Source organism: Mycobacterium fragae (assembly GCF_002102185.1).
In the GTDB taxonomy this organism is placed as follows: domain Bacteria; phylum Actinomycetota; class Actinomycetes; order Mycobacteriales; family Mycobacteriaceae; genus Mycobacterium; species Mycobacterium fragae.
On record NZ_LQOW01000034.1, the window covers coordinates 37,205 to 50,907 of the forward strand.

The following is a 13,703-nucleotide window of genomic DNA, read 5'->3' on the forward strand; positions in this document are numbered from 1 at the left end:
CCCATCGCGCGAGTGACCTACCGCATGACCTCCGGCGCGACTACCCAGTCTTCTAGCGCCACAACTGGTTCCAGCTGTATGTCGACCCGGCCACCAGTCACACAACTTCGACGGGAATACCTGATGCTGTAGGCGTGATATCGGATGCGCTGGGCAGTCGCCCGTCATGGAAACCCAACCCGCAGCACCTGAGCCGTTCCCGCTCGTCGACCCGGGTCAGCTGCTAGCATCCGGTCCGTGTCTGGACGCGGGGCTCCGGTGCGGATCGGCATCCTGGGCGCAGCCCGCATTGCACCGTTGGCGCTCATCAACCCGGCCCAGGGACACGCCGAGGTCGTGGTGGCCGCGGTGGCGGCACGCGAGGTGTCTCGTGGTCAAGCCTTTGCCGCCAAACTTGGCATCGCCCGGGTGCATGACAGCTACGAGACGCTGATCGCCGATCCAGACCTGGATGCTGTCTATATCCCGCTGCCGAATGGCTTGCACGGCAAGTGGACTCGAGCTGCGCTTGCGGCGGGCAAGCATGTGCTTTGTGAAAAGCCGTTTACTGCCAACGCCGCCGAGGCCCGCGAGATCGCCGGACTGGCTGCGAAGTCGGACCGGGTTGTGATGGAGGCATTCCATTACCGCTACCATCCGTTGGCTTTGCGCGTCGAGCAGATCGTTGCCTCGGGGGAGCTGGGCAGGCTGCAGCGGGTGGAGGCGGCTTTGTGCTTCCCGCTGCCGAAGTTCTCCGACATCCGCTACGACTACTCGCTTGCCGGTGGTGCGACGATGGATGCCGGATGCTATGCGGTCCACATGGTCCGTACGTTCGGCGGTTCGACCCCGGAAGTCGTTTCGGCGCAGGCGAAATTGCGCGATCCTCAGACGGACCGGGCCATGGCGGCGGAGTTGCGGTTTGCCGGTGGTCACACGGGCCGGGTCCGCTGCTCGATGTGGTCGTCGGATCTGCTGCGGTTGAGCGCCAAGGTGGTTGGCGATCGGGGCGAGCTTCGTGTACTCAATCCGGTGACACCTCAGGTTTTCCATCGACTCTCGGTCCGGTCAGCCGATGGCAATCGTGTGGAGCGCTTCCCGCGGCGCGCCTCGTACGCGTATCAGCTTGACGCTTTCGCGGGGGCGGTGCTGCGCGGTGAACCGGTGTTGACGACGCCGGAAGACGCGATCGCGAATATGACCGTCATCGACGCGATCTACCGTGCTGCCGGTCTCCCTCTTCGCGAGCCGGCCTGAACGCTAATCCGTTCGCCCAGTTGGCTCTTCGGCAATAGGTGGCTTACCCGGTCGACACATGGGCGGCGCCGGTGGATCGGATCAGGTGGCGAAATGCACCTGGTTGACGTGAGCGGCCACCCGCAAGGCGTTGGCCGCGACGGTTAAACTGGGATTCAAACCGGCGCTGGAGGGGAAGAAAGAGGTGTCCACCACGTAGAGGTTGTCTACTTCGTACGCCCGGTTTTGTGGGTCCAGCACACTGGTTTTGGGATCGGTACCGAAGCGGCACGTGCCGCAGACGTGGCCCAGGCTCGCGTTGTTTTTGGCGCCCCGCAGGGTGATTTTGCGAAACGGCTTCAACACCTCGTTCAACTGCCGCAAAAACACCGTGTGGCGCTCGATCTCACTGGCGTGAAAGCGATACTGAATTCGCAGCCGCTGGCGGCCGTCCCGGCTTAGCCGATCGAATGGCAGGACGCGGTTGTCCAGATAGGGCAGGTCTTCCATGATCAGTGCCAGCGCCAGTCCGCCGTTGAGGAACCGCTCGTAGATCGGGCGCACCGCTGGGCTCATCGCGCGCAGCACCTTGTTCCGCCAGCCGGGGTGGTTGGTCTGCAACTCCAGGGGCGGAACCGCGCCGTATGACTGCACGGTGCCGTATTTCTGGCCCTCCCAGAAATAAAAGTCGTTCAGCCCGATTTCCTTGTTTGGGGCCGTGATCTTGCAGCCGGGTTGCGGCCAGATCTCGATAAAGTCAACCAGATGACGCATCAAGTTGCGCCCCACCCAGTCCGAGCCATTGGCCAATCCGCGCGGCCAATCGACCGAACGGGAGTTGAGCAACAGCACCGGGGTGGCCAGCGCACCGGCGGCCAGCACCACCACCTTGGCCTTTAGGGCCAGCAAGCCGGAGCGATGCTCGCAGATCACTTGCCGGACCTGGGTGCGGTCGGCGTCCAGGCGCACGGCCCGACATTCCGCCAGCAGGTGGGCGCCGTGCTCGGCAACGGCGGGCAGCAGGCAATTGCGGGCGGCGTCGTTTTTGCACGACCGGTGGCACAGATAGCTCTGACAGGTGGAACAACCATCGGTGTAATCGCAGGCCATCGGCAGGTGGTAGGGATGCAATCCGCGACCTGCCAGGTAGTCGACCAGCGGCTGGTTCTCTGCCGAAAACGGCGGCGCTGCGGGCAGACCGACGTCGGCGGCCTCAGGGCGCAGCGGATCGGGCTGGCCGCGAACCCCTAGCAGCTTCTCAGCCTCCGCGTACCAGGGCCGCATCTGTTCGTAGCTGAGCGGCCAGGCGTCCGGCACGGTGGAATCCCCGGGGTCGCGGAAGTTTTGCCGTGGAGTGAAATCGCGAACGAAAAACCGCTCGCACACCATCCCATAGAGGGCCGACGACCCCCCCGTCCCGCTGCCGATGAACGGCACAAACCGCCGCGAGAAGCGCCCGCTGATGTCTTCGATCTCATCGGTTGAGCGCCCGGCCCGGGCCAAAGCGTCGTAGTAGGCCTTAGCCGAACGGCCCGCGGTCGGCTCGGCCGTTTCCGGCATCGAAGAGCGGATCGTTCCCGGCACCCCGGGTAGCGTCGAGCGCCCCTTCTCGATGAACAGCACCCTGCGGCCCGAGCGGGCCAGCGAGTAGCCCAGCATCCCGCCCCCCATGCCGGTGCCGACGACAATCACGTCCCAGACAACGCGTTCCGCGTCGCGCGGATTCAGTTCGCCGTTAGCCAAAAATCGAGTTCCTCAGCAAATGGTGTCCCAAGCCCTGCTCAGTTTGGGCGAATCACGAACGTACCATCCACTGCCACGAACGAAGGTTGAAGCTCCCCGCCCGACCGCCGCCTACGAACACCCCTGCAGTCAGAACCAACGGCGAACAATCAGCCGAAGCTAATTGTCGAAGCCCCAGCCGACTGTGAAACGACCAGAGATAATGGCCGATGCCGCTGACTTTGCCTACGTGCACGACGACTGAAAGGCTGGGATTCGCGATGAAATTTGTGCTGGCATGCTACGGAAGTCGTGGCGATGTCGAGCCCGCCATCGCTGTCGGCCGTGAGCTGCTGCGCCGAGGGCACGACGTGCACATGGCAGTCTCGCCCGACCTGGTTGCCTTCGCCGAGGCGGCTGGGCTTGCGGCGGTCGCTTACGGGCTGGATACGCAGGCCATGCGGGAAGCGGGGCGCGACTTGTGGACGTGTTTCTTCCGCAGCCCCTGGAGGATCCGGGATCTGATCAGGTCGTGGCGCGAGGTTGTGGAGGTCGCCAGTCAGTGCCAGGAGGAGATCAGCGCGACGCTGACGTCGCTGGCGGACGGGGCCGACCTGCTGTTCACCGGCCAGGTTTACGAGGGTCCCGCTGCCAACGTCGCGGAGTATTACGACATTCCATTGGCCACACTGCATTACTTCCCGCTGCGGGCCAACGGCCAGGTCTTGCCGTTCTTGCCGGCGCCCTTGACCCGCTCTGCAATGATGGTCCTCGAGTGGTGGTCTTGGCGCGGGGAGAAGAAGCTTGAGGACGCGCAGCGCCGTCAATTAGGGCTCCCCAAGGCAAGGGGTCCCGTGCCGCGGCGGATCGCCGAACGCGGGTGGTTGGAAATTCAGGCCTACGATGAGGTTTGCTTTCCTGGGCTGGCAGCCGAATGGGCGAAATGGGATGGCCATCGGCCTTTTGTCGGCACGTTGACAATGGAGTTGCCGACGGATGCCGATGAGGAGGTCGCCTCGTGGATCGCTGCGGGACCACCGCCGATTTACTTTGGCTTTGGCAGCATGCCGGTCAAATCTGCTGCTGACACGCTGGCCATGATCAGCGCGGCCTGCGCGCAGTTAGGCGAGCGGGCGTTGGTTTGCGCCGGCTGGAGTGACTTCAGCCAGGTCCCTCGTTTCGAGAACGTGAAGGTGGTGGACGCATTAAATTATCCGGCCGCCTTTCCGGCTTGCCGCGCGGTGGTGCACCACGGTGGCGCGGGTACCACGGCTGCGGGCCTGCGCGCCGGAGTCCCCGCGTTGATCCTCTGCTGGCTGCCCGATGACCTGCTCGCGGGAGCTGCGGTCAAACGACTGAAGGTGGGCATCGCCCGGCGTTTTTCGACCACTACTCAGGAATCGCTGGTCGCGGACCTGCGCACCATCCTCGCTCCGCAATACGTCGCGCGGGCCCGCGAGATCGCCGCCCGGATGAGCAAACCCGCCGAAAGCGTTGCGGCCGCCGCCGATGCTGTGGAGAAGTTCGCCCGCTTGCGGCGTGTCGGCTGATCGGGCTGCTATGAGCAAAACGAGCGACAGGCATCAATTACTCGGGTGACGTTTTCCTCCGACATATGAGGACCTATCGGCAGACTGAGATGGGTCTTCGCCGCCTCTTCCGTGATGGGGAAGGTTCCCTCGGTGAGTCCGAGTGAAGCAAACGCACCCGACAGGTGCGGGGGGATCGGGTAGTGCACCAATGTTTGGATTCCTTTGGTAGCCAGATGTTTCTGCAGTTCGTCGCGGGAGTCGTGGTCAACCACGTACAGGTGCCACACATGTTCGCGGCCGGGCGCGACATCGGGCAAGCGTAGTCCTGGTATATCGGCGAGTTCTTGGGTGTATCGCTTTGCGATGGTTCGTCGCCGAGTGTTCCAACCGTCAAGATGTTGCAATTTGATGCGCAGCACCGCCGACTGCACCTCATCGAGTCGCGAGTTCGCCCCGAGGACGTCATGCACGAATTTCTTGCTGCTTCCGTAGTTGCCGAGTGAACGAACACGGGCAGCGACACCGAGGTCGTCCGTGGTCACAGCGCCCCCGTCACCGACAGCCCCTAGGTTTTTACTGGGATAGAAGCTCCAAGCCACGGCGTGGCCGTGAGCGCCGATGCGCCGGTCGTTGTAGCGGGCGCCATGCGCCTGGGCGGCGTCCTCCACCACCGCCAACCCGTGCTTCCTCGCCACTGCCAAGAGTTCCGCGAGATCTGCTGGTTGGCCGAAGAGGTGCACCGGAACAAGGGCACGCGTTCGAGGGGTAATTGCGTCCCCTACTCGAGCGGGATCGATGTTCCACTGACCAACGATCGGCTCCACCCCTACCGGGACTGCACCAATACGCGCTACCGCGATCCAGGTTGCGATGAAAGTGTTCGATGGCACGACGACCTCGTCGCCCGGGCCAATCCCAAGTGCCTGCAGCGCGAGGGCAATAGCGTCCAAGCCACTGCCTACTCCTACCGCATGCTTCGCGCCGGTGAAGGCGGCAAACTCGCGCTCAAACGCCGCTGTTTCTTCGCCTCGGACGTACCAGCCGCTGCGTACTACTCGCTCGATGGCCGCCAGCGTCGGAGCTTCGAGCTCCCGCATGGCCGCGGGAACGTCCAAGAAGGGCACCGCAACGGAAGGGTCGGTCATTGTCCACTCCAAGGCCAGGCTCATGCGTTCCGACGGTTGCGCTCAGCGCGATTCAGTCCTGCGAATCCTGGCAGGATTCGCGTCATCGCCCACGCGCGCCGGTTAAAAGAACACATGGCGGCGGTACCGTGCCCCGAATCGACGTCAAAGTCGATTCCTTTTCCTGCGTTCATCGTCAAACGATCGTGGTCCGCTCAGCCGGCGTCGGTGCCGTCGGCTGGCCGCGGACCGCCGCCAGGAACTCCTGATAGTCGCGGATATAGTCGCATTCGTCGTAGGCCAGCGAGGCGAACACCAGGCATACAGCTCCCGTACAGAAACCCGTGAGCTCTCTCCAGATCAAGCCTGGCAGGTATAGGCCATAGTAAGAACGGTTGAGCGAAACGGTTCGTCGACTCTTTCCATCGTCGAGCGTGACCGCGAAGGACCCCGAGGCAGCCACAATCAATTGTTGGAGTGTCCGATGTGCATGTCCGCCGCGCTCGGCTCCGCCGGGGACATCGTATAGGTAGTAGACCCTTTTGATTGCGAAAGGAATGTGAACCCCGTTGTAGACCGGAGACAGGTTGCCTTTTGGGCTCTCGATTTTTTCGAAATCCACCAGCCTGCATTCGTCGAGGCGACTCATTGCGTGCTCCTGAGCCGCAGAAAATCGCCGTATTCATGAACGTAATCGGTAGGCTCGAATGGACCTGAGGCGAGGACGAGTGCAACCGAATTTGTGGAGAAGTTGATCATTTTCCGCCAAATGAGATTGGGAACCAACAGGCCCTGGTAGGAGCGATTCAATGTGTAGCGAACTTGATGCGTACCATCATCCAGCATGAGTTCGAAACTCCCCGACAGTGCCAATATGAACTCGTGAACCGTTCGGTACGCGTGGCCTCCCCGCACCGAACCGCCCGGGACGTCATAGATCCAAAAGGCTCTTTCTATCTCGAATGGCACGTGCCTGGCCGCTTCGATGAAGGTCAGGTTTCCTCGAGGGTCGTGAATCTTCGGTAGGTCGATCAACCTACAGTCACCGATGCTGGTCACGTAGGGTGCCGTGATTGAGCGCGGTGTAGTTTGCACGTCGACGCCGGGTGTCGCGAGCGACGTTGGTGCGCTTCCTTCGGCGGCAACCTCACCGCGTGAAGTAGACCCCAACCTCCGGCCGAGTGGCACGATTGGTTTGCGCTGCAGCCCTTTTCGGCTTGAAATCATTTCTGGCGGACCTCCAGCGGAGCGACTAGGAGTTCGTACTAGTACCCCTCGTCATGACCAAGACGGGAATGCTGCCGCTGCCGTCGTAGAACGGGTTGACGCTCACCGGTTCTCCTGACCCCCTAATCCACGCGCGTGGAAACCGTTCATCCACGTGAGTGGAAACCTTTCCAAATGATAGTGAAGGCCAGCAGGTCGGTCCGGGTTTTCGACAAATTTCCGGACATGAGCTAATTAGGCTGCTGTTGAACAGATTGGTCCGAAGGATGATAATTCGACTGGTGTCGAAATAACGAGAACGATGACAAGTAAATTAGACCGATAGTAAATAAAGTCAGCACCCGACGCTACCGCGATCTATCCACAGCACCCTCGAGCACGCACTGTCCTAGGGCGCACCGACACCCACCTGCGGGCGTTGAGCAACTGCGCCAATGGATTTCACAAACCGGACACGCTGATGACCATGGCCCTACGCACCACGATCCCTCTGGGAACCAAGATGACGCCGCGCCGCAAAGGCGATCACCCCGCCACTTTCAGCCCGCAACGGGCGGCACGAGCGAGCTGGGCTCTTCGCCACCACTCAGATGCTTAGCCGTCAGCGCACGCCGCTGGCGACCAGCAAAACCCCAACCACTGCAAACATGGCTATCAGGACGTGCCAACGGTGAACCAGCGCCCAGCCGTGGAGCACTTGCAGCATCGCCTGGGTTTTGGTTGGCATGGCCAGATAGCTGACGAGCATGATCTCGACAACCGCAAGCATCCCGACGGCGAACGCGATGGCGGCGCCGATCTGTGTGCCGATCCCGGCTCCCGAGGTCACGGTGATGGCGAGTACGACTAGAACGTCGTCAGGTGGCGGCATGCAAGCGAAGCCGATCACGAACGCGACCCACAAGGATCCGTTTTCCCACGCATTGAGGGCCCAGCCGACCAACCGCCGGATTGCAGATCGGCCCTCCGTCGCCGAGTCCTGCGCGAGGCCTAGCAGCGGCGGACTTGCCGTCGGTGTATTCGAGTCCAGCAGCAGGGGCGATGTATTTCCGCCCGGTGTGACCAGGTGCGCCGGCTGACGCTGACGCGCTAACAAGCGCACTATCATCAGCGCGGCGATTGATAGTGTGAGCACGCCCATGCCGAGTTGAATGTGGCGGACGGTGGGGCTTGTGGATAAATAGTGCGCAAGAGATGCAAACATTTGTGTGTGGTGCAGCACCATCATCGGAACCAGCAGGGCGAGAAGAGCCACCGCCAGGCCGCCGATCCAGTAGGCGAGCAGGTTTTGCATGGGCCTTGGCCGGGAGATCACGAGAAGGGTCCAGCCGAGACGGATCGGGTCGAGCGCCATCAGAAGCGCCAGCCCGAGCACTGAGCCCCACATGGCCGCAAACCCTAGTGCTTCCCGGTCGCTTTGCGATGGCCTTCGGCCAACCTCAACACATGAACTCGACACACCGGCCTCGAGCCGCCTCGCAATGTAAATGAACCGTTCCGGGTTTGATGCCGACTGGCCGGCGCCCTCATAGGATGTGGCGCGGTTGCGGGAATCGAATCGCCCTACTCCGGCGTTCTTGCTCAATACGTTTGTGGTGAAGACCTGCCACGCACTGTAAAGCGGAGAGACCTCTTATCGGATGTACTGCTTCGCTAACGAGTGAGGTGGCATCGGCTCATCGAGGTGGTCTCCAGCAGGCTGTCGGCCCTCAGGAGCAGACTTAAGACAGAGCAGTTTGAACGTCACCGATCGCGACGTCCGATCTCTGTACCTCGACCTGATCCGACGCCGGCTCACCAGATATGGGATGCCCGCGCGGTGGCCACCGCGGCGACGCCTCGCTCTCAAAACCTACAACACCCTTCAGCCCATGCTCATGGGTATAACGTCGCCGTATGTCGTGTTTTCCGTAGCCTGCGTGTCATGTTCATCAGAAAATAAGTCATATTGTCCTGGCGAAACAGTACATCCGGTACAACAGCCGTCCGCTCTCCAGATTCCGCAGGACCAACGAGTCCTGCTTCCGTGCCCACCGACGCAAAAACCTGGGCACTACGCTTTGCGTCGCTGCCGAGATTGCCGGTGAGTGCAGTTCCATTCCCCGCATGACCTCGGCGTTGATTTCCCGCCACGACACGATCCGTAGCCCCTGCGCGCCGGCCAGCGCGGACTCCCACCGGGTCAAGTCAAACCGCCACCGTGTGTCGGCGTATAGGAACGTCCCGCCCGGGCGCAGCACGCGCCCGACCTCGCTGAGGAAACGGTCGAAATGCGGATACAGTGCCGCCGATTCGACGTTGATCACCGCATCAAACGACTCTGCGGGGAACGGCAGGTTCTCGGCGTTGCCCTGCACGAACCGCAATCCCGGCAGTCGGTGGCGCCGACTGCAGAAGTCGATCCCGGCCGCGTTCAAGTCCAGCCCGACATAGGAGGCCGGGCCGAGCGCCCGCATCAAATAGGATGCCCCGCCGCCGCGCCCGCAGCCGACTTCGAGCACCTGCTTGCCGGTAAGCTCGCCGGATTGGGTCGCGGTGCGGTGATAGAGCTGGATCGGGTACCGGTTGGGCTCGTCGGCGGCGTCCAAAGGCAGGTTCATCGGCGGGTCTTCTTCATAGCACCAGTTCATAAAGAGCACGTCGTCGCTGAAACGGCGGTTCATGTAGGAGAAGACCCAGTTCGGGACGACCTGGGCTCGTTGCCGCAGGGTGCCTAGCGCGCGGTCTTTTAACAGGCGTTCTGCCATCTCAGTTCTTCCTGTATGTCAGGTTTGCTCATGAAAGTCTCACGCCGATAATGCGTTAAGTCTGTGCGACGAGGTGCCACTTGCCCAAAACTTCTGGATTTCAGCTCGACAGCGCGGGTATTGGGTTATGCTGCCGGGCGGCTGAGCGGGGGGTAGCCCTTGGCGCGAGCATTCGTGATGCCGGTCGCGCTCAACGCCGCCCGACATCGGCGGGCAGCGGCATCCCGTCGTTGCGGGACGCCTTGCCGCGCAACACGATCCGCCCGGCCTCAGTCGAGGTCGTCCAACTGCGGCCACTGCACGTCGTTCGCCGTGAGCGCGTCCGGGATACCGATGTAGTGACCCTGGGACGGCGGGACATACCGCTGCAGTCGGAACCGACGGCGAACGATCAGCCGAAGCCGATGGCCGAACGCCCAGCCGTCAATCGAAGAGCCAGGGATAATGACCGGTGCCGATGACGTCGCCTACGCGCCACGACACTGAAAGGCCAGGATCCGCGATGAAATTTGTGCTGGCATGCTATGGAATGCGTGGCGATGTCGAGCCCTCCGTCGCCGTCGGCCGCGAGTTGCAGCGCCGCGGGCATGAAGTGCACATCGCCATCTCGCCTAACCTGGTTGGCTTCGCCCAGTCGGCTGGGCTTGCGGCGGTCGCCTACGGGCTGGATACCCAGGCCATTGTGGAAGCGCAGCGCGACTACTGGACGCTTTTCTTCCGCAACTTCTGGAGGATCCGTGATCTGCGCAGGTTGATGCGCGAAACTAGCGAGCTCGTCACCCAGTGCTCGGCGGAGATGACCACGACACTGACGTTGCTAGCCGACGGCGCCGACCTGCTGATTGCCGGCCAGATTTTTGAGTCGTCCGCTGCCAATATCGCGGAGTATTACGACATTCCGCTGGCCACACTGCATTTCTTCCCGGTACGGCCCCACGGCCAGCTCCAGCTCCTGCCGTTCCTGCCGTCGCCGTTGATGCGGTCCGCAATGAGGGTGAACGATTGGCTGTCTTGGCGCATGGGGAGGAAGATCGAGGACACCCAGCGCCGGGAACTGGGCCTGCCGAAGGCAACGATGCCCCCGGCGCGACGGATCGCAGAGCGCGGATCGCTGGAAATCCAAGCCTATGACGAGGTTTGCTTTCCCGGACTGGCGACCGAATGGGCGAAATGGGATGGGCGACGGCCCTTTGTCGGCGCGCTGACGATGGAGTTGCCGACGGATGCCGACGACGAGGTCGCCTCATGGATTGCGGCGGGAAAACCGCCGATTTTCTTCGGATTTGGCAGCATGTCGGTCGAATCTGCCGCCGACACACTCGCCATGATCAGCGCGGCCTGCGCGCAGTTGGGCGAGCGGGCGTTGGTTTGCGCCGGCGGGACTGACTTCGGTCCCGTCCCAGATTTCGAGCACGTCAAGCTCGTGGGCTCGGTGAATTACTCGGCGATCTTTCCGACTTGTCGCGCGGTTGTCCACCACGGTGGAGCGGGCTCCACAGCCGCGGGCCTGCGCGCCGGAGTGCCCACGTTGATCCTCTGGACGTTGCCCGATCAGCCCCTCTTTGCGGCTCAGCTCAAACAACTGAAAGTTGGCTCCGGGCACCGCTTTTCGACGATTACCGAGAAATCGCTGGTCGCGGAGCTGCGCCGGATCCTCGCCCCGCAATACGTCGCCCGGGCTCGTGAGATCGCTACCCGGATGACCAAACCCGCCGAAAGCGTTGCGGCCGCTGCCGATCTTGTGGAAGATTTCGCCCGCCAGCGGCGCGAAAGCTGATCGGCGACGACGGGCCGCTGAAAGTGAAAGGCTAGAATCCGCGATGAAATTTGTGCTGGCGTGCTATGGAAGTCGCGGCGATGTCGAGCCCTGCGTCGCTGTCGGCCGTGAATTGCTGCGCAGAGGGCACGACGTCCGCATCGCCGTACCACCCGACCTCGTCGGCTTCGCCGAGGCGGCTGGGCTTGCGGCGGTTGCCTTCGGACCACCGGATTTGCAAGCCATTCTCGACGCGCACCGCAACTTTTGGGGGAGCGTCTTCCGCAACTTCTGGAGGATCCGGGATCTGATCAGATCGCGGCGAGAACTTTGGGAGCCCCTTAGCCAGTCGTGGGAGGAGATCAACACGACACTGAAATCGCTGGCAGACGAGGCCGATCTACTTTTCACCGGCGTGAATTTCGAGGATGCCGCTGTCAACGTCGCGGAGTATTACGACATTCCGTTGGCCGCGCTGCATTACTACCCGCTGCGGGCCAATGGCCAGCTCCTTCCGTTCTTGCCGGCGCCGTTGACCCGCTTCGCCATGACGGTGTTCGAGTGGCTGGCTTGGCGCGGAGCGAAGAGACTCGAGGACGCGCAGCGCCGTGAATTGGGCCTACCCAAGGCAACGCGTCCCTCGTCGCGACGGATCGCAGAGCGCGGATCGCTGGAACTTCAGGCCTATGACGAGGTTTGCTTTCCCGGGCTGGCTGCCGAATGGGCGAAATGGAATGGCCAACGGCCCTTTGTCGGCACGCTGACGATGGAGTTGCCGACGGATGCCGACGACGAGGTCTTGTCGTGGATTGCCGCAGGAACGCCGCCGGTTTACTTCGGGTTCGGCAGCATGCCGGTCGAATCTCCGGCCGACATGATCGCCATGATCGGTGCCGTCTGCGCACAGTTAGGCGAGCGGGCGTTGGTTTGCGCCGGCTGGAGTGACTTCAGCGACGTCCCCCATTTCGACCATGTCAAGGTAGTGGGCGCGGTGAATTTCGCGGCAATCTTTCCCTCCTGCCGCGCGGTCGTGCACCACGGTGGCTCGGGCACCACTCCCATTGGTCTGGGCGCCGGAGTCCCCCAGCTGATCCTCTTTTGGGACCTCGTTCACGCGATCTATGGGGCTGCGGTCAAACGGCTGAAAGTTGGCATAGCCCGGCGCTTTTCGACCACTACCCAGGAATCGCTGGTCGCGGACCTGCGCACCATCCTGGCCCCGCAATATATGACCCGGGCCCGCGAGATCGCCAGCCGGATCACCAAACCCGCCGAAAGCGTTGCGGCCGCCGCCGATCTCGTGGAAAATTTCGCCCGCCTCAGACGTGTTGGCTGATCAGTGAGCGCGGCCCCGGGTGATCGGCGCAGTGCGATCGTGGCGTCGGGCCGTGCGAAACGGATTTCCGGAATCGCGATTGTCCTCATCGGCGCCGCATATCGAGGCGCTGATGTGCGCCGATCTCGCCGACCGTGAGTGTGCTTGCCCAGCCTGAACCTGCCCGCCTACGCGGGCAAATTTCGCGCGTGAGAGTGCCGAAATTCCGGGAAGTTCTGAATAAATCGCTCGATCGTCCTAAATCACCCCGAATTCCCGCAAGCAGACCTTGCTGAACCAAGGTTACGGAAAACGGACAATTGGGAGGTTTGCGTTCTCTGGCACCGCCCAGACCCTTTGAGCGAATGGAAATGATCGGCCGCCGCATCAGAATGGGATCGCAACGACGACGGGAGAACTTGATCGCCATCGGTCCACCACGGGGATGCGGCCACCCAGCTTGCTAGGTTGACGAACGCTTTGCTATGAATTCTCCGGTGGGGCTATCGAGCCACGGCTGGACGGGCAGCGGCATCGAGGTGGTGTTTGGTTGTTGTACTGGTGACAAGCATCGGAGACTCTATTATTCTCGAGCCTGCCTGCCAGCAAGCGCCGCTAAGCCAGATGCGTCGTTGCAGGCCACGGCCCCGGAAGTCAGCAATGCCGGAGCCCTGCGCAGGGCAGCAACCCCTGCGCTGCGTCGGTACTGCTGGGTAACATCGCGAACTTCGTCGAAACCCTCGACGGTCTTTGTTGTACTCGAGTACAGTTTGGAACCGTTGTGCCCGTGACAATTACACGCCCTGGGGGGAGTTTGTGAGTATCAATCCCTTCGATGACGACAATGGCAGCTTTTTCGTCTTGGTCAACGACGAGGAGCAACACAGCCTGTGGCCGACCTTCGCCGACGTCCCAGCCGGATGGCGGGTGGCTTACGGCGAAGCGGACCGCACTGCGTGTCTGGACTACATCGAACAGAACTGGACGGATATTCGGCCGAAGAGCCTGCGCGAGAGGCTGGCGAAGGACCGGGCTTCTGGTAGCTAAACCGTCTGGGTTCAGGCA

General features: G+C 62.2%; 11 protein-coding genes. 5 read left to right on the forward strand and 6 right to left on the reverse strand.

The genetic code is table 11. The features are described from left to right. Nucleotides 1-237: 237 nt before the first annotated feature. Nucleotides 238-1,236 carry a Gfo/Idh/MocA family protein gene (locus AWC06_RS22405; RefSeq protein WP_085200217.1) on the forward strand — a complete coding sequence of 333 codons (999 nt, stop codon included), beginning with the start codon at nucleotides 238-240 and terminating at the stop codon, nucleotides 1,234-1,236. 81 nt (nucleotides 1,237-1,317) lie between these two features. On the opposite strand, the gene AWC06_RS22410 is transcribed toward AWC06_RS22405, so the two are convergent. After that, complete coding sequence (locus tag AWC06_RS22410) at nucleotides 1,318-2,958, reverse strand: GMC oxidoreductase (protein ID WP_085200218.1); 1,641 nt, start codon at nucleotides 2,956-2,958, stop codon at nucleotides 1,318-1,320. Nucleotides 2,959-3,218: 260 nt separating this feature from the next. On the opposite strand from AWC06_RS22410, the gene AWC06_RS22415 reads away from it, so the two are divergent. Beyond that, complete coding sequence (locus AWC06_RS22415; RefSeq protein WP_085200219.1) at nucleotides 3,219-4,487, forward strand: glycosyltransferase; 1,269 nt, start codon at nucleotides 3,219-3,221, stop codon at nucleotides 4,485-4,487. A gap of 8 nt (nucleotides 4,488-4,495) precedes the next feature. Here AWC06_RS22415 and AWC06_RS22420 read toward each other — a convergent pair whose 3' ends face one another. From AWC06_RS22420 to AWC06_RS22440, 5 genes are all read right to left on the reverse strand, one after another. Beyond that, nucleotides 4,496-5,614 (reverse strand): DegT/DnrJ/EryC1/StrS family aminotransferase, encoded by a 1,119-nt coding sequence (locus AWC06_RS22420; RefSeq protein ID WP_085200289.1) that lies wholly within the window; start codon nucleotides 5,612-5,614, stop codon nucleotides 4,496-4,498. A 175-nt stretch (nucleotides 5,615-5,789) separates the two neighbouring features. Next, nucleotides 5,790-6,242: a sugar 3,4-ketoisomerase gene (locus AWC06_RS22425; protein ID WP_085200220.1), complete on the reverse strand. Its 453-nt coding sequence runs from the start codon at nucleotides 6,240-6,242 to the stop codon at nucleotides 5,790-5,792. Then, nucleotides 6,239-6,820 carry a sugar 3,4-ketoisomerase gene (locus tag AWC06_RS22430; protein ID WP_085200221.1) on the reverse strand — a complete coding sequence of 194 codons (582 nt, stop codon included), beginning with the start codon at nucleotides 6,818-6,820 and terminating at the stop codon, nucleotides 6,239-6,241. Before AWC06_RS22430 ends, AWC06_RS22425 begins: the two co-directional genes overlap by 4 nt. A 601-nt stretch (nucleotides 6,821-7,421) precedes the next feature. Continuing rightward, nucleotides 7,422-8,405, reverse strand: coding sequence for a GAP family protein (locus tag AWC06_RS22435; RefSeq protein WP_227371129.1), 984 nt, complete (start codon nucleotides 8,403-8,405; stop codon nucleotides 7,422-7,424). A gap of 358 nt (nucleotides 8,406-8,763) precedes the next feature. Then, complete coding sequence (locus tag AWC06_RS22440; RefSeq protein WP_139820203.1) at nucleotides 8,764-9,567, reverse strand: phthiotriol/phenolphthiotriol dimycocerosates methyltransferase; 804 nt, start codon at nucleotides 9,565-9,567, stop codon at nucleotides 8,764-8,766. 502 nt (nucleotides 9,568-10,069) lie between these two features. On the opposite strand from AWC06_RS22440, the gene AWC06_RS22445 reads away from it, so the two are divergent. The 3 genes from AWC06_RS22445 (at nucleotide 10,070) to AWC06_RS22455 (ending at nucleotide 13,685) form a co-directional block, all read left to right on the forward strand. After that, nucleotides 10,070-11,344 (forward strand): glycosyltransferase, encoded by a 1,275-nt coding sequence (locus tag AWC06_RS22445; RefSeq protein WP_085200224.1) that lies wholly within the window; start codon nucleotides 10,070-10,072, stop codon nucleotides 11,342-11,344. 43 nt (nucleotides 11,345-11,387) lie between these two features. After that, a complete protein-coding gene (locus AWC06_RS22450) occupies nucleotides 11,388-12,659 on the forward strand; it encodes a glycosyltransferase (protein ID WP_085200225.1) in 1,272 nt (423 codons plus the stop codon). 795 nt (nucleotides 12,660-13,454) lie between these two features. After that, nucleotides 13,455-13,685 (forward strand): MbtH family protein, encoded by a 231-nt coding sequence (locus tag AWC06_RS22455; protein WP_085200226.1) that lies wholly within the window; start codon nucleotides 13,455-13,457, stop codon nucleotides 13,683-13,685. Nucleotides 13,686-13,703 lie beyond the last annotated feature (18 nt).